This is a genomic window from Rhizobium terrae (assembly GCF_003425685.1).
In the GTDB taxonomy this organism is placed as follows: domain Bacteria; phylum Pseudomonadota; class Alphaproteobacteria; order Rhizobiales; family Rhizobiaceae; genus Neorhizobium; species Neorhizobium terrae.
Genome location: NZ_QJKM01000006.1, coordinates 70,788 through 90,380 on the forward strand (window position 1 = coordinate 70,788; position 19,593 = coordinate 90,380).

Consider the following 19,593-nt stretch of genomic DNA (forward strand, 5'->3'; position numbering starts at 1 on the left):
TTATGAGCAATTCAGAGAATGCACCGTCGAACGAAATAGCCAAGGCCGGTCATAGCCGGAGCGAGGGCCGCAAGCTTCGCTCGCGCGCCTGGTTCGACAACCCCGACAATATCGACATGACCGCGCTCTATCTGGAGCGCTACATGAATTTCGGCTTGAGCCAGGCGGAGCTTCAGTCGGACCGGCCGATCATCGGCATCGCCCAGACGGGTTCCGATCTTTCGCCTTGCAACCGGCACCACCTAGAACTGGCGCATCGCCTGCGCGAAGGCATCCGCGAGGCGGGCGGCATCGCGATCGAGTTCCCCGTCCATCCGATCCAGGAAACCGGCAAGCGCCCGACCGCCGGCCTCGACCGCAACCTTGCCTATCTCGGTCTCGTCGAAGTGCTCTACGGTTATCCGCTTGACGGAGTCGTGCTGACGATCGGCTGCGACAAGACCACCCCGGCCTGTCTGATGGCCGCGGCCACCGTCAACATCCCGTCGATCGCCCTGTCGGTCGGCCCGATGCTGAACGGCTGGTTCCGCGGCGAGCGCACCGGCTCCGGCACGATCGTCTGGAAGGCGCGCGAGCTGCTGGCGAAGGGCGAGATCGATTACGCGGGCTTCGTGAAGCTCGTCGCTTCCTCGGCGCCGTCGACCGGCTATTGCAATACGATGGGCACGGCGACGACGATGAACTCGCTTGCCGAAGCGCTCGGCATGCAGCTTCCGGGTTCGGCCGCCATTCCGGCACCTTATCGTGATCGTCAGGAAGTCGCCTATCTCACCGGCCTTCGCATCGTCGAAATGGTCAAGGAGGACCTGAAGCCTTCGGACATCCTGACCAAGGAGGCCTTCATCAACGCGATCCGCGTCAACTCGGCGATCGGCGGCTCGACCAATGCGCCGATCCATCTCAACGCGCTCGCCCGTCATATCGGCGTCGAACTGACCGTCGACGACTGGCAGACCTATGGCGAGGAAGTGCCGCTGCTCGTCAACCTGCAGCCGGCCGGAGAATATCTGGGCGAGGACTATTATCACGCGGGCGGTGTCCCCGCCGTCGTCAACCAGTTGATGGAACAGGGCCTGATCAACGAAGGCGCGATGACTGTCAACGGCAAGACGATCGGCGAGAATTGCCGCGGCGCGATCATCGAAGACGACAAGGTCATCAAGCGCTACGCCGAGCCGCTGAAAGCGCGGGCCGGTTTCCGCGTCCTGCGCGGCAACCTGTTCTCGTCGGCGATCATGAAGACCAGCGTCATCTCGCCGGAATTCCGCGAACGCTATCTCTCCAACCCGAACGATCCGGAAGCCTTCGAAGGTAAGGCGGTCGTGTTCGACGGTCCGGAGGATTACCATCACCGGATCGACGATCCGTCGCTGGAGATCGACGAGCATACGGTGCTGTTCATGCGCGGCGCCGGGCCGATCGGCTATCCGGGAGCGGCTGAAGTCGTCAACATGCGCGCGCCGGACTACCTGCTCAAGAAGGGCATCTCGTCGCTTGCCTGTATCGGCGACGGCCGGCAATCCGGGACTTCGGGCAGCCCGTCGATCCTCAACGCGTCTCCGGAAGCCGCAGCCGGCGGCGGTCTTGCCATCCTGAAGACCGGCGACCGGGTGCGCATCGATCTCGGCCGCGGCGAGGCGAACATCCTGATTTCCGATGCAGAACTTGCCGAGCGCCGCAAGGCGCTGGAGGCGAATGGCGGCTATCATTATCCGAAGCACCAGACGCCGTGGCAGGAAATTCAGCGCGGCATCGTCGGGCAGATGGAAACCGGCGCGGTTCTCGAACCGGCCGTCAAATACCAGCGTATCGCCCAGACCGAAGGCCTGCCGCGCGACAATCACTGATCCAAGGGTCGGTCGGTTCACCGGCCGATCCCCGATCACCCAGGGGCGGGGGAGGCCGTCCATCACATAGAATTCGGTGGCTCGATGGGAGCCGCCGCAAAGGAGGAGCAATCCATGCGAATGTTCAAATATCTCGCCACCGCAACGATGTTGATGGGCCTCGCCCTCGGTTCGACGGCATCCGCCGCCGACAAGGGCCTCGTCGGTGTCGCCATGCCGACCAAGTCCTCGGCCCGCTGGATCGCCGACGGCGACAACATGGTCAAGATTCTGAAGGAACGCGGTTATTCCGTCGACCTGCAGTATGCGGAAGACGACATTCCGAACCAGGTCTCGCAGATCGAGAACATGGTTACCAAGGGCGCCAAGGTTCTGGTGATTGCATCGATCGACGGCACGACGCTGTCCAACGTTCTGCAGCAGGCTGCCGATCAGAAGATCAAGGTCATCGCCTATGACCGGCTGATCCGCGATACGCCGAATGTCGACTACTACGCCACGTTCGACAACTTCCAGGTCGGCGTGCAGCAGGCGACCTCGCTGGTGAAGGGCCTCAAGGCCGATACCGAAAAGGGTCCGTTCAACATCGAACTGTTCGGCGGTTCGCCGGACGACAACAACGCGTTCTTCTTCTACAACGGCGCGATGAGCGTTCTCCAGCCGCTGATCGACAAGGGCACGCTGAAGGTCGGTTCCGGCCAGGTCGGCATGGACAAGGTCGCCACCCTGCGTTGGGATCCGGCAACCGCCCAGGCCCGCATGGACGCGATCCTCTCTTCCACCTATTCCGACAAGAAGCTGAACGGCGTCCTGTCTCCTTACGACGGTCTGTCGATCGGTATCCTGTCGTCGGTCAAGGGCGTCGGCTATGGTTCGGGCGGCCAGGCCATGCCGATCGTCACCGGTCAGGACGCCGAAGTTCCGTCCGTCAAGTCGATCATTGCCGGCGAGCAGTATTCGACCATCTTCAAGGACACCCGCGACCTCGCCAAGGTCACCGTCGACATGGTCGACGCGGTGATGAGCGGCAAGGAGCCGACCGTCAACGACACCAAGACCTATGACAACGGCAAGAAGGTCGTTCCGTCCTACCTGCTGAAGCCGGTCGTGGTTGACAAGTCGAACTGGAAGCAGATTCTGGTCGACGGCGGCTACTACAAGGAAGCCCAGCTCAAGTAAGGTCGTCTAAATGGTTGGCGTGCGCGGCGGCAAAACCGCCGCGCCGTTTAGTTATCTGGGAGCTGTCATGCTTGATCCCGCACCGAATACCGTCCCCCATCCTGTCCCACCGGCCGGGAAGCCGCCGATCCTGGAAATGCGGGGCATCTCTAAAAGTTTCGGCGCCGTGAAGGCGCTTTCCGATGTCAGTTTCGCAGTGCAGGAAGGCGAGATCCACGCGCTTGTCGGCGAAAACGGTGCCGGCAAATCGACGCTGATGAAGGTCCTGTCCGGCGTCTATCCGCACGGGTCCTATGAGGGTTCGATCCTTTTCGGCGGCGAAGAGCGGCATTTCCGTGACATCAACGATTCCGAAAAGCTCGGCATCATCATCATCCATCAGGAGCTCGCGCTCATTCCGCTGATGTCGATCGCCGAAAACATTTTTCTCCACAATGCGCCGTCGAAATTCGGCATCATCGATCGCGATGAACGCCGCCGCCGCACCAAGGCCCTCCTCGAAAAGGTCGGCCTCAGCGAGCCGCCCGAAATGCTGATCACCAATATCGGCGTTGGCAAGCAGCAGATGGTGGAGATCGCCAAGGCGCTGTCGAAGGACGTGCGCCTCTTGATCCTCGACGAGCCCACCGCGTCGCTGAATGAGACGGACAGCGCGGCCCTGCTGGAGCTTCTCAAGGAATTCCGGCGCCGCGGCATCACCTCGATCATGATCAGCCACAAGCTGAACGAGATTACCGAGATTGCCGACCGCATCACCGTCCTGCGCGACGGGCGCACCGTCGGCACCATGGATTGCCATGCCGGCCCGGTCGACGAGGACGAAATCGTCCGCCGCATGGTCGATCGCGATCTCGACAGCCGTTATCCGAAGAGGGATCCGAAGATCGGCGACGTGGTCTTCGAAGTCGAGAACTGGTCCGCCTATCACCCGCTCCATTCGGATCGACAGGTCGTCAAGAACGTCTCCATGAAGGTAAGGGCAGGCGAGATCGTCGGCATTTCCGGCCTGATGGGTGCGGGACGCACCGAATTCGCCATGAGCCTGTTCGGCCGCTCCTGGGGGCGCCATATCACCGGCACCGCCAAGCTGCACGGCAGGGAGCTCGACCTTTCGGACGTCCACAAGGCCATCAAGGCCGGCCTCGCCTATGTGACGGAAGACCGCAAGCAGCTCGGCCTCGTGCTCGCCGAGGACATTCGCAAGAACATCTCGCTTGCCCATCTCGGCGGCGTTTCCTCGCGCGGCGTCATCGACGATATCGCCGAGATGAAGGTGGCGCAGGAATTCCGTGGCCGCATGCGCATACGCAGCCACAATGTCTATCAGGAAACCGGCAAGCTCTCGGGCGGCAACCAGCAGAAGGTGGTGCTGTCCAAATGGCTGTTCACCGGCCCCGAAGTGTTGATCCTCGACGAACCGACCCGCGGTATCGACGTCGGGGCGAAGTACGAAATCTATACGATCATCAATGAACTTGCGGATGCCGGAAAGGCCGTGATCGTCATCTCCTCGGAAATGCCGGAACTGATCGGCATCTGCGACCGGATCATGGTGATGCATGAGGGCGAATTCGTCGGCGAGGTTGCCGGCGAACAGGCAACGCAGGAAAATATCATGCGCGCCATCATGCGCCGCAAAGTGAGGGAACAATGAGCAACCCGTCGAATACCACGGCTGCTCCGCAGCAGCAGCGCGGAACCGGCTTCTGGAAGGAGAACCTTCGCGAATACGGTATGTTGATATCGCTGCTCGCGATCGTGCTGATCTTCGCCTATCTCACCAACGGCGTCATCCTGAGGCCGCTGAACCTCACCAACATCATCCTGCAGAACAGCTATGTCGTCATCATGGCGCTCGGCATGCTGATGATCATCGTCACCGGCCATATCGACCTGTCGGTCGGTTCCGTTGCCGGCTTCATCGGCGGCTTCGGGGCGGTGCTGATGGTGCCGTATCACATCAATTTCGCCGTGGCGGGCATGATCTGCCTCATCCTCGGCGGAATCATCGGGGCGGCGCAGGGCTATTTCATCGCCTATCTGAAGATCCCGTCCTTCATCGTCACGCTGGCGGGCATGCTCGTCTTCCGCGGGCTGATGATCACGGTTCTCGGCAGCCAGGCGATCGGCCCGTTCGATGCGAGCTTCCAGAAACTGTCTTCCGGCTTCATTCCGGAACTCATTTCCTCGGAAGGCAGCTTCTACGTCACATCCTTCATCATCGGCATCCTGCTGGCGGTCTTCCTCGTCTGGCAGAGCTTCCAGACCCGCGTCCGGCATTTGTCGCACGGTGTCGAAACCGAGCCTTTCGCTCTCTTCATCGGCAAGAACGTCGTCGTCTTCGGCATCATCGCCTATATTGCTTATCTGATCTCGTCCTATCGCGGCATGCCGAACGTGCTGATCATCATGGGCGTGCTGATCGCGGCTTACGCATTCTTCACCAACCGCACGGTGATCGGCCGCCAGATCTACGCGGTGGGCGGCAATGCCAAGGCGGCCGAACTCTCCGGCATCAAGACCCAGCGGCTGGTGTTCTGGACCTTCGTCAACATGGGCGTGCTCGCAGCGCTTGCCGGCCTCGTGGTCGCCGCGCGTCTGAACAGTGCGACGCCGAAGGCCGGTACGGGTTTCGAACTCGACGTCATCGCAGCCTGCTTCATCGGTGGCGCGTCCGCTTACGGCGGCGTCGGCAAGGTGACAGGTGCGGTCATCGGCGCGTTCCTGATGGGCGTGATGAACAACGGCATGTCCATCCTCGGCATCGGCATCGACCTGCAACAGGTCATCAAGGGTCTCGTTCTGCTCGGCGCGGTCTGCGTCGATGTCTACAACCAACGGCGCTGAGGTGCTGCAAAGGAGGGGCTGCACAAAAACGTCAGCCCTTCTCTTCGCCGTGATCCCCGGCCTTGTTCGCCAGGGATCTGCAGCGGATGATCCTAAACAGCGACGCAGATCCTCCGCCAGAAGGCCGAGGATTACGAAGGAACCGTCGGCGTTCCTTTGGGCGGCTCGTATCGCGGGAGCGGCGAACCCCGGAACCTTACGAACTCACGTCGCGGAGTCGGTGACCGCTTCCTCGATCACATCCTCCGGGATGTCGTCGAAGGATGAGTAGTTGAGATTGTAGAGCTTGGAATAGAGCTTGCCGTTCTTCATCAACTCGCGGTGGTTGCCGCTTTCGATGAGCTCGCCGTTCTGCAGCACGATGATCCGGTCGGCCTCGCGGATGGTGGCGAGCCGGTGGGCGATGACGAGACCGGTGCGGCCTTCGAGCAGTTTCACCAGCGCCTTCTGGATCAGCATTTCCGTATAGCTGTCGATATTGGCGGTCGCCTCGTCGAGCACGAGGATCTTGGCATCGGCCACCAGCGCACGGGCGAAGCTGATCAACTGCCGCTGGCCAAGCGAAAGATTGCCGCCGCGCTGGCCGAGCTGGGCATCGTAGCCGCCCGGCATGCGCATGATGAAGTCATGGGCGCCGACGGCTTTCGCCGCTTCTATCACATGTTCACGGCTTGCATCCGTCTTGTGGTAGCGGATGTTCTCGAAGACCGTGCCGGTGAAGAGGAAAGGTTCCTGCAGCACCATGGCGATCTGCCGGCCGAGCGACTCCTGGGTGAGGTCGCGCACGTCGTGGCCGCCGACCAGAACCTGGCCGCCTTGGACCTCGTAGAAGCGATGAATGAGCGACATGCAGCTCGACTTGCCGGAGCCCGTCGGGCCGACCAGCGCGACCGTTTCGCCGGGGTTCACCTTGAAGCTCACATGTTTCAGTACCGGGTGCCTGGGATTGTAGCCGAAGACGACATCCCTGAACTCCACCGATCCGTCCATTTCGGGCGAAAGCACCTTGGCGTTCGGCGCGTCCTTGATATCGACGGGCACGTCCAGCACTTCCGTCAGCCGCTGGCCGGAGGCCATGGCGCGCTGCATGACCGAATATTGCAGGGTCAGCGAGCGGATCGGATCGAAGAAGCGCTGGATGTAGAAGAGAAAGGCGACCATGACGCCGACGTCGAGCGCCTGGTTGAGGACGCGCGAACCGCCGACGACGATAACGAGGGCCATGGCGAGGCCGGTCAGCGAGTCGACGATCGGCACCATGACCTGAGCGTATTTCGCGGCTGTCAGATGGGTTTTCAGGTTGGCGCGGGCCTTGTCGTCGTAGAGCATGAAGTTGACGCCCTGCCGGTCCATGCTCTGGACGGCGCGCACGCCATGGATCGCTTCGGCCAGTGCGCCGTTCGCCACCGAATTCGTTTCGTGCGCCGCCATGAAGGATTTTCGCGCCCGCGGCAGCCAGAAGAGGCGGACGATGAACAGGACGGGGAGGGCCGAAAGCGTCAGCAGGCCGAGCTTGAAATCGAGCGTCAGCATCACGACGATGATGCCGAAGAGAAGCGCGATATCGCCGACCGACAAAACCGAGGTCTCGAGGAATTCCTGCATCGAATTGACGTCGCCCTGCAGGCGCGACATCAGCCGGCCGACTTCCGTCTTGTCCATCCAGGACAGCGAGACGCGCTGCAGGTGGGTGAACATCGCCTTGCGGATATCGAAGAGCACGTCTTCGGCGACGCCGCCGACCAGCATTTCCTGAGCGTAGCTGGCAACGAAATTGATCAGGATCGCCGCCAGGAAGGCGCCGATCGTCCAGGTCAGCACCACATGATCGGCGCCGCCCGGCTGCATGCCGTGGTCGATCGCATAACGGATGATCAGCGGGATCAGCAACTGCATCCCCGTGAAGGTCAGCACGGCGGCGACCGCCCAGTAGATCTTCACCTTATAGGGCCGCACGAAGGCCCAGATGCGCTTGATGATGTTGCCATCGAACACCTTGCCGAAGATTTCCTCTTCGATGCGGTGGGAGCCGACTACTGCGCGGGGTGGGCGCCTGCCGTCGTCGCGAACGTCGGCGCGTTCGGTTTCCAGTTCTTCGGCCATGAATTCCTCCCTCAGGCGCTTAGGGCGTCGTCGCCGGGACGCACCTGCAGATCGTAAAGCGCCTTGTAGCGGCCGCCCAGGGCAAGCAGTTCCTCATGCGTGCCGCTTTCGACGATCCGGCCGTTTTCCAGGAACAGGATGCGGTCCGCGTGCATCAGCGAACTCAGCCGGTGGGCGACGATGATCGTCACCCGGTCGGCGGCATATTTGCGCATGGCGCTGCGGATGCGCTGTTCCGTGCCGGCGTCGATCGCCGCAGTCGAATCGTCGAACACCATCACGGCCGGGCGCAGCATCAGGGCGCGGGCGATCGACAGGCGTTGGCGCTGACCGCCCGAAAGCGAGACGCCGCGCTCGCCAACTACCGTCCCGTAACCGGTCGGCAGGCCGAGGACGTAATTGTGGAGCTGGGCGCTTTCGCTGGCGCGCTCGATGCGGGTTTCCTTGGCCCAGGGATCACCGTAGGCGATGTTGTTCTCGATCGTGGTGGTGAACAGGAAGCTGTCCTGCTGCACGACCGCGACCGAGCGGCGCAAGGATTGCAGCGTCGCGTGGCGGATGTCCTGGCCGTCGATGGTGATCTTTCCGCCCGTGACATCGTAGAAACGCGGGATGAGGTGGGCCAGCGTGGACTTGCCGCTGCCGGGCGGGCCGACGATGCCGATCGTTTCGCCGCGCCTTGCCTCGAAGGAAACATCGGTCAGCACCTGGTGCTTTTCGGCGCTCGGATAGGCGAAGCCGACATTCTCGAACCGCAGCGTGCCTTCGGTGACCTTCAGTTCCTTGGCATCCTTCTCGTCCTTGATGGCGATGTCGAGGTCGAGAAGCTCGAAAAGACGGGCGCCGCAGGTAGACGCACGCGCAAAGGCGTTCACCATCAGGCCGAGCTGGCGCACCGGCATCTGCAGGATGGTCATGAAGGTGAGGAACGAAGTCAGGGTGCCGACCGTCATCTCGCCGGCCATCACCTTGGTGCCCCCCATCCACAGCACGAGGCCCATGGCGACGAAGAAGGAAAAGGTCATGGCGCTGGTATTGGCAACCCTGATTCCGACGCGCTGATGCGCCAGCGAGACGGCGCTTTTCGAGGCCGTCTCGAACTTGTCCAGCTCGTGGTCCTGGGAAGCGAAGGCGCGCACGACGCGGATGCCGCCGAGATTTTCCTCCATGACGCGGGTCAGCACCTGGAGACGTTCCTGAAGGTCGAGCCAGGTGGCGCGCAGCCGCAGTTGGGTGGTGGACGACCGCCAGCCGACGAAGGGAACGAAGCTCAGTGCCAGAAGGCCGAGCAGCATGTCCGTCGAGAGGAGCAGATAGGCGCCGAGGCCGATCAGCGTCGTGAGCAGCACCATGCGCACCAGCGCGGTCGAAAAATACATGCGCACGCCTTCTAGATCGAGCAGGCCGACGGTGATCAGGTCGCCCGAATGCATGCTGTCGTGAAAGCTGAAGGAAAGCCGCTGGATCTTCTCGTAACAGGCAAGCCGGAGGCGATAGCCCATATGGTGGCCGACCGCTTCGCTGTAGTAGTTCTGCACGAGCGTGAAGATGCCGCGCAGCACGCTTGCGCCGAGCAGCAGCAGCGCCGTCGTCAGAAGCGCGTCCTGAGCCGCCTGGCCGGCGTCGCCGCCGGTCAGCACCACCTGGGTATCGTCGACCGCCCGGCCAAGCAGCTGGGGGATCACCAGCTGGAAGGCGGACGCGATAAGCGTCGCGCCGATCGCAAAACTCGATTGCCAGGGGTGACGGAAGGCCATGACGGTGATGCGGGTGAGGATCGATAAGCCCTTGCCCCAACCTGCCGCATTCACCAGCGCCAACGAAGCCGACGGCTTCGCGACGCGAACTGTTGCATCGCTGCTCACGGTTTTATTCCAAAATGAATCAATGGGCCGGATAAAAATATCCGGAAAGACGGCCATTCTGAGATGAAGATTCGACCGTAAGCTAGACTGCACGATGAGCATGATCAGTCAACAGATTTGACCGGAAAACCTGCCGATCCGTGCCTATTTTCTGGACGGTGTGGCGATGAAATTTCCACGGTGGAGGCATTTTGGGCATTTCCGTGCTTGAGGAATTTTCCCGGCCGGGCGAAAAGGCTGTGCCGGCAAGCGCCTTTCCACTTGCGTCGGCGGGTTTTCCGATCGCGACATGCGGTCGGGTGTTTTTGCTCGTGCCGGAGTTGGGATAGTGGCAGCCAGCCAACCGGAAATCGCTGCGCCGGTTTTCCGCCCCCGCTTGGTTTCCGCGGTGTTGATGGCTGTCGAGGCCATGCTGGGCGCCGCCGTCGCGGTGCTGCTCGCCGCGCTTCTGGCGGTGGTGCTCCTCAACGTCTGCCTGCGCTATGTCTTCAATACCGGCTTCATCGGTGGCGAGGAACTCGGCATCTGGCTGCATGTGGCGCTGATCTCGGCCGGCGCGCCGCTCAGTTTCAACGGCGCGCTTGCGATGCGGCTCGACGCTTTTACGCGCATGCTGCCCCTGCGTCTTCTGCCCGCGGCGGAGGTTCTTGCCGATGTCATCACGGTTCTCGCCGGCCTCATTCTCACCTTCGGCGGAGCCGATATCATCCGCATGCTCGGCGGGACGTCGCCGACGCTCGGGCTGCCGGAATGGGTCCGCTTCGGTTTCCTGGGAGCCGGCGGCATCTTCATCCTTTTCGTTCTGGTGCTCCGGCGGACTGCCGACGGCAAGGCGTTCGCGGTCCTGACCTCCCTCGTTCTCGGCGTCGTGCTTTATGCTGGCGTGTCGGAACTGGAGGTCGATGCGAACCTGCCGCCGAGCCTGTTCCTCGGGTTGACGGCCATGATCGGCCTGCTCCTGGCGGCTCCGCTCGCGCATGCCTTCCTCGCCGCCGCTTTCGTGGCGGTCGGTTTCGGCAGCAGCCTTCCGGAGCCTGCGATCGTCTCGACGACCGTAACCGGCATGTCGAAATTCCTGCTGCTCGCCATTCCTTTTTTCCTGTTGGTGGGCGTGCTGCTCACTGCATCCGGCGTGGCCAACCAACTGGTGCGTTTCGCCGCCTCGATGGTCGGGCATCGCCGGGCGGGGCTGGCGCAGACGACGCTGCTCACCAGCGTGCTCTTTTCCGGCGCCTCCGGTTCTTCCGTCGCAAACGCCGCCTTCGGCGCCTCGACCTTCCAGCCGGAACTGGTGAAGCACGGTTATCCGCTGGCCCAGGCGGGCGCGATCATCGCGGCAACTTCGGTGCTCGACAATGTCATTCCGCCGTCGATCGCCTTCCTGATACTGGCGGCGGCGACCAATCTGTCGGTCGGCTCGCTGCTGGTCGGCGGTTTTTTCGCGGGCGGGCTGATGGCGGCCTGCCTCGCCGTCGCCATCCATCTGACGGTGCGCGAACAGGTGGCGCGGCCGAAAACCACCGGTGCTGAACGCCGGCGGGCAGCGATCGCCGCCATTCCCGCTTTCGGGCTCGGGATCATCGTCGTCGTCGGCATCAGGCTGGGCATCGTTACGACGACGGAGGCGGCGGCACTCGCTGCGTTCTATTCGTTTGTCCTCGCTTTCCACGCCCGGCTTGGCTGGCGTGCCGTTGGCGAAGCCTTTCGCCAGGCGGCGACAGAGGCCGCGGCGATCGGCCTGCTGATCGGGACGGCCGCGCCTTTTGCCTTTCTGCTGGCGGTGGACGATGTCGCAGGCCTCGTTTCGGATTTCGTGACGATGCTGGGCGGCAGCGCGCTTTCTGTCATCATCCTTGCCAATATCGTTCTGCTGCTCGTCGGCCTGGTGCTGGATATCGGCGCGGCTATCCTGCTCTTCGGGCCGATCCTGCTGCCGGCAGCGATCGCCGCCGGCGTCGATCCGATCCATTTCGGCGTCATCCTCGTCGTCAACCTGATGATCCACGGCTTGACGCCACCGCTCGGCATGCTGATCTTCGTGGTCAGCGGCGTCACGCGCATCCCGGCCTCGGCCTTGTTTCGAGCCGTCGTGCCCTATCTTCTCGCTCTCCTCGCGTCCCTGGCGATCCTCTGCGCCTGGGCCGTCATTTTCTGATCAGGATTTCTCCATGCAAAAGCTCAATCGCCGCCAGATCCTCAAGACCGCAGCCGCAACGGGTATCACTTTGGCTTCGCCGGCCTTGATGCGAAGCGCCTTTGCCCGCACCACGACGATCACCGTCGCCTCGCTGCTCGGCGATGACAAGCCTGAAAGCAAGATCTGGGTGAGGATCGGCGAGATCGTGGAAGCGAAGCTGCCGGGCCGGTTTAAGTTCAACGTCGTCAAGAACGCCGCGCTGGGCGGCGAGAAGGAGGTGGCGGAAGGCGCGCGTCTCGGCTCGATCCAGGCGAGCCTTTCGACGGTTTCCTCGCTCTCCGGTTGGGTACCGGAACTGCAGGTCCTCGATCTGCCCTTCCTGTTCCGTGACGCCGACCATGTCCGCCGCACCGTGGATGGCAGAACCGGCGCGGATCTCAAGGAAAAACTTGCCGCCCAGAACTTCGTGATCGGCGATTTCATCAACTATGGCGCCCGGCACCTCCTGACCAAGGAACCGGTGACCCGGCCGGAGCAGATGAAGGGCAAGAAGATCCGCGTCATCCAGAGCCCGCTGCACACCAAGCTCTGGAGCGCTTTCGGGACCGTGCCCGTCGGCATCCCGATCACCGAGACCTATAATGCGCTTTCGACCGGCGTGGCGGACGCCATGGACCTCACGAAATCCGCCTATGCCGGGTTCAAGCTCTATGAAGTCGTGCCCTCGATGACCGAGACCGGCCATATATGGGCGTCGGGTGTGATCTTTTATGCCGCGAGCTTCTGGAACCGGCTCGATGACGCCGAAAGGACGGTTTTCCTCGAAGCGTCGAAAGAAGGCGCCGCCTATTTCAACCGGCTGATCGTCGAGGACGAAGCCGCGTCCGTTACCCAATCACTGAAGAACGGCGGCAAGCTTCTGAAGCCGGAAGCCTTCGAAGAATGGCAAAGAGGCGCTCAAGGGGTGTGGCAGGATTTTGCGGACGTCGTAGGCGGCATGGACCGCATCAAGGCGATCCAGACGGCCTGAACGTTCGCGCATATTTCATCCCTCAGGATGTTCCCGGATATCGCTAGGAACGGCCGGGCCTGCTAACGTCGTCTCATGACTGATGCCAGACTCGACCTTTCCCGTTCGCCGATCGCCATCCCGGAGCGTTTCCGGGACGTGCCTTACAATCCCAATCATTTTCCCGGCGCGCCGGGTATCTACGAAGTGGAAGGCGGAGCGAACTGCCAGCAATATGCGTTTTCGCTGCTGCGGCATCACGGTTTCGCAATCCCGGATTTCCGTTCCAGCGAGCTGTGGAGCGATACGCAATATACAGCGGTCTCGGAAGCCATGCAGCCGTTCGACCTGGTTCTCGTCCACGACAAGCCGGAGAGCTTCGGAGCCCATGTGGGGCTTTGCATCGGCGGGGGATTGATCCTGCATCTGTCGCGACGGATAGATGCGCCGGCGATCGAAACGTTGAACGAGATGCAGGCGCGCGACGAATACCGCTGCCTGATCGGCTTCAAGACGGTGCTTGTCCGTCGTCAACACAAGGCAGCACACGCATGACCAGCGGCATTCACCACATCACCGCCATCACCCGGAAGATCCAGGCGAATGTCGATTTCTACGTCGGCTTCCTGGGACTGAGGCTCGTCAAACGCACCGCCGGTTTCGAGGATGCGCAGCAGCTTCACCTTTTCTATGGCGATGGGTCAGCGTCGCCCGGTTCGCTCGTTACCTTCCTCGCCTGGGAGGACGGATCGCTGGGGCGGGTCGGCCACGGTGCGCCGAGCGAGATCGGTTTCGCGATCGCGCCGGAGGCGATCGGCTTTTGGCTGACCCGGGCATTGCAGTTCAACGTCAAGCTCTCAGGTCCCGCTCAGGAGTTCGGCGAGCCGGTGCTGCGGCTGACCGATCCGGACGGCATCATCGTCAAGCTCGTCGGGGTCGAAGGCGCCGAAGGGAGTCGGCCCTGGGTCTGGTGGGAAGGCGGCGGCATTGCCGAGGCGGATGCGATCCACGGGTTGCGCGGCGCGACGATCCTGTCGGAAAAGCCGGATGAGACCGCGAATTTCCTGACCCGCCACATGGGCCTTGTTCGCGGACCGGCCGAAGGGGCGATCCAGCGTCTTTTGTCCGATGCTGGCGACATCGTCGACGTCCGCGACGCCGGCGGTTTCTGGACGGCGGCGCCAGGCACCGGAACGATCGACCACATTGCCCTGCGCGCTCCCGATCGGGGGCGCGTGGAGGCGGTGCAGGCAGCACTTCTCGCCGAAAACGCCGGCGAGATGAACATGCACGATCGCCAGTATTTCTATTCGCTTTATGTGCGCGAACCGGGAGGCACGCTGATCGAATTGGCGAGCGACGGACCGGGGTTCGTGACCGACGAGCCGCTGGAAACGCTCGGCACCCGGCTTTTCATTCCGAAGCATTTCAAGGCGGATCACGATGCTCTCCGGGTCATGCTGCCGCAATTCGGCCTGCCGGGCGAAGAGCGGGTGACCTATCGAGACCTGCCTTTCGTTCATCGCATCCACATGCCCGAGAACTGGGACGGTTCGACGCTGGTTCTGCTGCATGGCACGGGAGCCAACGAAACGAGCATGCTGCCGTTCGGGCGCAATGCCGCGCCGAACGCCATGCTGATCGGCATTCGCGGACGCTCGACGGACGAGGGGTATCCGCGCTTCTTCCGCCGCTTCGACCAGGTGACGTTCGACCAGAAGGAAATCGTCTCCGAGACGGAGGCATTCGCGGCCTTCGTGGAGGAGATCGGGCCGGCCTACGGAGCCGATCCCAAGCGGACGGCCTTGGTCGGATATTCGAACGGCGGCAACATGATCGGCGCGGTGATGCAGCTCCATCCGGAACTGATCCGCAAGGCGGTGCTGCTCAGGTCGATGAACGTCCTTGAGAGCAGGCCGTCGGTCGATCTTTCCGGTGCGCAGGTCCTGTCGCTCAGCGCGACCGACGATTTCTACGGACCACTGGCGCAGGAGCTGGAAAACCGGCTTCGTGCGGCGGGCGCGGAACTCACCGCCCGGACGCTGGAGGCAAATCACGGAATCGGCCGCGAAGACGAGATCATCACCCGTGACTGGCTGATCGAAAAAGGGCTTTGATCAGTCGCCGTAATGCAGCGCGATCGCATCGACGGCGGCGGGAATATCCGCCTTCACCCCAAGCCTTCTCAGGCCCATGCCGAAGGCGGTGACATTGCCGAGGACGCTGTCGAAACGGGCGCGCCTGCCGGTATGGTTCAGCCGGATCAACCGTTCCGCGCCCGGGCCGACGCCGGCGGAAAGCTCCATGATGCGCGGGGCGACTGCAAGAAGGGCGTCGGTTTCGATCCCGTCCGGTAGTTTTGCGGTCGTCACCAGGTTGGAGCCCCTGGTCGGCCCCATCCACAGTCCGGCTCCCATGGCGGAAAGTGCCGCGCGCGTCGCCCTCGCAGCGCGGACGTGGCGTGCGACGATCTGGTCGATGCCTTCTGCTTCCGCCCGATCCAGCGCCGCCTCCAGCGCGAAGAATTCCAGCGGCGCGGTGGTGCCGGGCAGTGTTCCACGCCCCGTGTCCAGCCAAGCCTTCTGGTCGAGAAGCGAAAGGATCGAATACCTTGGTCCACCGTCTCGGGAAATCATTTTCCAGGCCGGGGCACTGACGGAGACGGCCGAAAGCCCGGCGGGGCCGGCCAGTGATTTCTGAGGGCCGATCACCGCGATGTCGATGCCGAGCTCGTCGACATTCAGGGCATGGCCGCCGACCGACGCGACCGCATCGACCACGGTCGCGATGCCCCGGTCGCGGGCCAGGGCGACAATCTCCTCGAGCGGATTGCGGATGCCGCTCGCCGATTCCGCATGGACCAGTGCGAGGACTTCTGCATCCGGATGGGCATTCAAGACCCGAACGACGGCCTCCGTCTCGACCGGCCGCGCCGGCTCCGCCACAAGCTCGGCCACTTCGGCGCCGCCGCGCCTCATCCAGTTGCCGAACCAGCCGCCATACATGCTGGTGACGATGTTGATCGCCTTGAGGCCTGGCCGGGCGAGGCTTGCCGCGACGGCCTCCAGCGCGACCACCGCTTCGGCCTGGATCAGCAGCACGTCGTTCCCAGTCTTCAAAAGCTTGCCGAGCCGGTCGCCGACCGCAGCGTACCGTGCGGACGGAAAGGCGGGCGTATCGTGCAGCGGATGCCAGGGGTCAGAATTCATGCTTGTGTCCTTGCGGTGGTCCGGTCATCAGGCGGGGCACGGCCGCGATCAGCGCCCGGGCGGTCGGAGACTGCGGATTTTCGATCATCTGGCGAGCCGTGCCGGCCTCCACCAGCTGCCCGGCATCCATGACGGCGATCCGATGCGAGACGGCGCGCAGCACGGCGAGATCGTGCGAGACGAAAAGATAGGCGATGCCGCGCTCCCGTTGCAACTCCACCAGCAGTTCCAGGATTTTTCCGCGGATCGAGACATCCAGCGCCGAAACCGCCTCATCGAGCACGATCAGCGACGGGCGCGTGGCAATCGCGCGGGCGATCGCGATCCGCTGCCGCTGGCCGCCGGAAATTTCGCGGATGGAGCGGTCGGCGTAGCTTGTCGGCAGGCCGACGCGATCGAGCAGGGCGGCAACTTCTCCCCGGCGCTCGGCCTTCGGGACGACGCCGTGGATGCGCAGCGGGTCGTCGAGCACCGAAGCGACCGTGGCGCGCGGATTGAAGGCGCCGAGCACGTCCTGGAACACCATCTGCATTCCTGCGCGGCGGCGGCGCAGACCTGCGCCTGAGAGCGCCAGCCAGTCTTCTCCCCGGAAGCGGATCGAACCTCTATCAGCCGGCAGGAGCCGCATCAGGATGCGCGCGAGCGTGGACTTGCCGCTGCCGGAGGCTCCCGCGAGGCCGAGGGTTTCACCGGGCTCGAGCGTCAGGAATATATCGGTCAAGGCCGCGACGTTGCGGCCGCCTGAGGCAAAATGCTTCGAAAGGTTGCGGATTTCCAGAAGCGTCATCCGACCGCGTCCTCGATCAGCGGCCGCGTGGTCAGGTCGCGATGGCTGGCGAGCAGCGTTTTCGTATAGGTTTCCCCGGGTGAGGCGAGAACGGCGGTGGTCGAGCCGGTTTCAACCAGGCGGCCGTCCCTGAAGATCGCCACCCGATCGGCAAATCCCGATGCCAGCGCGATATCGTGGGTGACGAAGATCAGCGTCATGCGCGCATCGCGAACCAGATCGTCGAGTAGCGAGACGATGTCCGCCTGAACGACCATATCGAGCGCGCTGGTCGCTTCGTCGGCGATGAGGATGCCGGGTTTTGCCGCCAGCGCCGCGGCGATCGCCACGCGCTGGCGCTGGCCGCCGGAAAGTTGATGCGGAAAGGCTTTCAGCGTCTTCTCCGGCTGCGGCATGCGGACCTTTTCCAGCATTTCCCGCGCGCGGGCCTCGGCTTGCTTCCATGAAAGGCCGAGATGCCGCCTGGCGCCTTCGGCCACTTGTTCGCCGACCGTCAGCACGGGGTTCAGGCTTGACGAAGGGTCCTGGAAGACGAAACCGAGATCGCGCCCGGGCAGCGGTCGGCCGCCCGGCCAGCATATCTCTCCCGAAACCTTTGTTCCAGGCGGCAGAAGGCCGGCCAGCACCCGGGCGAGGGTGCTTTTTCCCGAGCCGCTCTCGCCGATGATCGCCAGTCTTTCGCCGGCAGCGATACTGAATTCGATCTCTTTCAGGGCCGGAATCGGCTGGCCGCGGTAGAGGACCGAAACGCCACGGATATCGCAGAGCTCGCTCATTCCTCCGCCCTCCGGCCGGCAAGCGTCTTGGTCAACCCCTCGCTGAAGAGGTAGACGCCGACGACGGTCACGATGAGCGCAATCCCGGGGAAGATCGAGAGCGACGGCGAGGAGCGAAGGATGTTGCGGCCTTCGGCGATCATCGAACCCCAGGTCACGACGTTCGGGTCGCCGAGGCCGAGGAAGGAGAGCGCGGCTTCGGTGAGGATCGCGGCGGCGACGATGATCGCTGACAGAGCCAAGACCGGCGGCAGGGCGTTGGGCAGGATTTCCTTCAAGGCAATCTCCACCGGGTGCATGCCGATGACGCGCGCCGAAGCGACATAATCCCGTTCGCGGATGGAAAGGACCTGTGCCCGCGTCAGGCGCGCGGGATCGGCCCAGGCGCCTAGGGAAATGGCGATCACCACGACCGGTGCGGAGGCGCCGATGACGCTGACGAAGGCGAGCGCCAGCAGGAAGCTCGGGACGATCTGGAAGGCGTCGACCACGCGCATCAGCGCCTCGTCCACCAGGCCGCCGGCAAAGCCTGCCGTCAGACCGATGCAGAACCCGAAGGCGATGGCGGCGAACGCGGCTGCGATGCCGACCGCAAGCGAGGTTCGTGCACCGTGGATGATGCCGGCAAGCACGTCGCGGCCGAGGCGGTCGGTACCGAGCGGGAAGCTTGGATCGGTAAAGGGCGCCAGCAGCGGGCGGGCGGCAATCCTCAGCGGGTCTCCCGGCGACAGGACCGGCGCAAGGAGTGCGACAAGAGCCAGCAGAACCAGAATCCCCAGCCCGATGGCGCTTTCCGGCGTTCTGATCAGATGTTGAATCACCTTCATCCGCCGCTCTCCGAAGCGCCGACCCGGGGGTCCAGGGCGGCGTAGACGATGTCGATGACGAGATTGACGCAGATGACCAGAACGGCGCTGACGATGATGATGCCCATCAGCAGCGGTGCGTCGCGGCCGCTGACCGCCTCCTGCGCCAGCCGGCCGAAACCTGGAATGGAGAAGATGCTCTCGATGACGACGCTGCCGCCGAGCATGGCCGCGGATTGCAGGCCGAGCATGGTGACGAGCGGCAAAAGGGCGTTGCGCGCCACATGGCGGAGCACGATACGGGTGCGTGAGAGACCCTTGGAGCGGGCGAAGAGTACGAAATCGAGCTGCCAGGCCTCCGCCATGCCGGAGCGCATCACACGCAGGAAGAGCGCCATGTAGATCAAGGCCAATGCGCCGACCGGCAGGACCAGATGCCTTGCGATATCGGCGGCGCGGGCAAGGCCGGCCTTGCCGGAAGCGATCGTCTCGATGCCCGAGGTCGGCAACCAGCGAAGCTGCACGGCGAATATGATCGACAGGACGAGACCGAGCCAGAAGCTCGGGATCGCATAGAGAATGAGGGAAATGGTGGAAAGCACCCTGTCTCTTGGACTTTCGGGCCTTGCGCCGGCGACGATGCCGAGCGCCGAGCCGAGCCCGAAGGAGAGGGCCGTGGCGCTGCCCATCAGAAGCAACGTGTTCGGCAGCCGTTCGACAACGAGGTCGAGGACCGGCCGGTCGAAAGCGATCGACCAGCCGAGATCGAGCTTCATGAGCGAGGAGAGATAGAGCCAGAGACGGGCGGCCATGGACTGGTCGAGGCCATAGGCCTGCCGCAGCGACCGTGCGACTGCGGCATCCCCGCCGCCGATCGAAAGCAGATAGGCATCGACCGCGTCGCCCGAGGCGGATTCCAGCAGAAGGAATGTCAGAACGACGACGATCAGCAGCACGGGAATGCTGCTGATCGCGCGTCGTCTGATCAATCGGAGGGCACGGTTCACGCTACGGAAGGCCTTGGGACT

At 63.3% G+C, this 19,593-nt stretch carries 15 protein-coding genes; 8 read left to right on the plus strand and 7 right to left on the minus strand.

The genetic code is table 11. The features are described from left to right. Positions 1-2 precede the first annotated feature (2 nt). From DMO26_RS12455 to mmsB, 4 genes are all read left to right on the plus strand, one after another. Positions 3-1,847, plus strand: coding sequence for an IlvD/Edd family dehydratase (locus tag DMO26_RS12455; RefSeq protein WP_117192402.1), 1,845 nt, complete (start codon positions 3-5; stop codon positions 1,845-1,847). Between the two features lie 120 nt (positions 1,848-1,967). Continuing rightward, positions 1,968-3,026 carry a multiple monosaccharide ABC transporter substrate-binding protein gene (chvE, locus tag DMO26_RS12460; RefSeq protein ID WP_117192403.1) on the plus strand — a complete coding sequence of 353 codons (1,059 nt, stop codon included), beginning with the start codon at positions 1,968-1,970 and terminating at the stop codon, positions 3,024-3,026. Positions 3,027-3,093: 67 nt separating this feature from the next. Further along, positions 3,094-4,680 (plus strand): multiple monosaccharide ABC transporter ATP-binding protein, encoded by a 1,587-nt coding sequence (gene mmsA / locus DMO26_RS12465; protein WP_226951280.1) that lies wholly within the window; start codon positions 3,094-3,096, stop codon positions 4,678-4,680. Then, the gene (gene mmsB / locus DMO26_RS12470) at positions 4,677-5,873 is read left to right on the plus strand and encodes a multiple monosaccharide ABC transporter permease (protein WP_117192404.1); all 1,197 of its coding nucleotides are present in this window, start codon (positions 4,677-4,679) and stop codon (positions 5,871-5,873) included. The genes mmsA and mmsB overlap by 4 nt, the downstream gene beginning before the upstream one ends. 204 nt (positions 5,874-6,077) lie before the next feature. On the opposite strand, the gene DMO26_RS12475 is transcribed toward mmsB, so the two are convergent. Both DMO26_RS12475 and DMO26_RS12480 read right to left on the minus strand, forming a co-directional pair. After that, positions 6,078-7,976, minus strand: coding sequence for an ABC transporter ATP-binding protein (locus DMO26_RS12475; protein ID WP_117192405.1), 1,899 nt, complete (start codon positions 7,974-7,976; stop codon positions 6,078-6,080). 11 nt (positions 7,977-7,987) lie between these two features. Further along, positions 7,988-9,898 (minus strand): ABC transporter ATP-binding protein, encoded by a 1,911-nt coding sequence (locus DMO26_RS12480; protein ID WP_319025399.1) that lies wholly within the window; start codon positions 9,896-9,898, stop codon positions 7,988-7,990. Between the two features lie 337 nt (positions 9,899-10,235). On the opposite strand from DMO26_RS12480, the gene DMO26_RS12485 reads away from it, so the two are divergent. The 4 genes from DMO26_RS12485 to DMO26_RS12500 all read left to right on the plus strand — a co-directional run bounded on the left by DMO26_RS12485 (position 10,236) and on the right by DMO26_RS12500 (position 15,104). Continuing rightward, positions 10,236-11,996 (plus strand): TRAP transporter large permease, encoded by a 1,761-nt coding sequence (locus tag DMO26_RS12485; RefSeq protein ID WP_117192726.1) that lies wholly within the window; start codon positions 10,236-10,238, stop codon positions 11,994-11,996. A gap of 13 nt (positions 11,997-12,009) precedes the next feature. Then, positions 12,010-13,008 carry a TRAP transporter substrate-binding protein gene (locus tag DMO26_RS12490; RefSeq protein WP_117192406.1) on the plus strand — a complete coding sequence of 333 codons (999 nt, stop codon included), beginning with the start codon at positions 12,010-12,012 and terminating at the stop codon, positions 13,006-13,008. Between the two features lie 75 nt (positions 13,009-13,083). Further along, complete coding sequence (locus tag DMO26_RS12495; RefSeq protein ID WP_117192407.1) at positions 13,084-13,542, plus strand: NlpC/P60 family protein; 459 nt, start codon at positions 13,084-13,086, stop codon at positions 13,540-13,542. Then, the gene (locus tag DMO26_RS12500) at positions 13,539-15,104 is read left to right on the plus strand and encodes a VOC family protein (protein ID WP_117192408.1); all 1,566 of its coding nucleotides are present in this window, start codon (positions 13,539-13,541) and stop codon (positions 15,102-15,104) included. Before DMO26_RS12495 ends, DMO26_RS12500 begins: the two co-directional genes overlap by 4 nt. Here DMO26_RS12500 and DMO26_RS12505 read toward each other — a convergent pair whose 3' ends face one another. From DMO26_RS12505 to DMO26_RS12525, 5 genes are read right to left on the minus strand one after another with little or no spacing between them, the layout of a single operon-like run. Then, positions 15,105-16,196, minus strand: coding sequence for a pyridoxal-phosphate-dependent aminotransferase family protein (locus tag DMO26_RS12505; RefSeq protein ID WP_117192409.1), 1,092 nt, complete (start codon positions 16,194-16,196; stop codon positions 15,105-15,107). Next, a complete protein-coding gene (locus DMO26_RS12510) occupies positions 16,186-16,983 on the minus strand; it encodes an ABC transporter ATP-binding protein (RefSeq protein ID WP_117192410.1) in 798 nt (265 codons plus the stop codon). Before DMO26_RS12510 ends, DMO26_RS12505 begins: the two co-directional genes overlap by 11 nt. Further along, complete coding sequence (locus tag DMO26_RS12515) at positions 16,980-17,759, minus strand: ABC transporter ATP-binding protein (protein WP_117192411.1); 780 nt, start codon at positions 17,757-17,759, stop codon at positions 16,980-16,982. The genes DMO26_RS12510 and DMO26_RS12515 overlap by 4 nt, the downstream gene beginning before the upstream one ends. Further along, on the minus strand, positions 17,756-18,586 hold the full coding sequence (locus DMO26_RS12520) for an ABC transporter permease (RefSeq protein ID WP_117192412.1): 831 nt from the start codon (positions 18,584-18,586) through the stop codon (positions 17,756-17,758). Before DMO26_RS12520 ends, DMO26_RS12515 begins: the two co-directional genes overlap by 4 nt. After that, positions 18,583-19,572 (minus strand): ABC transporter permease, encoded by a 990-nt coding sequence (locus DMO26_RS12525; protein WP_117192413.1) that lies wholly within the window; start codon positions 19,570-19,572, stop codon positions 18,583-18,585. Before DMO26_RS12525 ends, DMO26_RS12520 begins: the two co-directional genes overlap by 4 nt. Between the last annotated feature and the right edge of the window lie 21 nt (positions 19,573-19,593).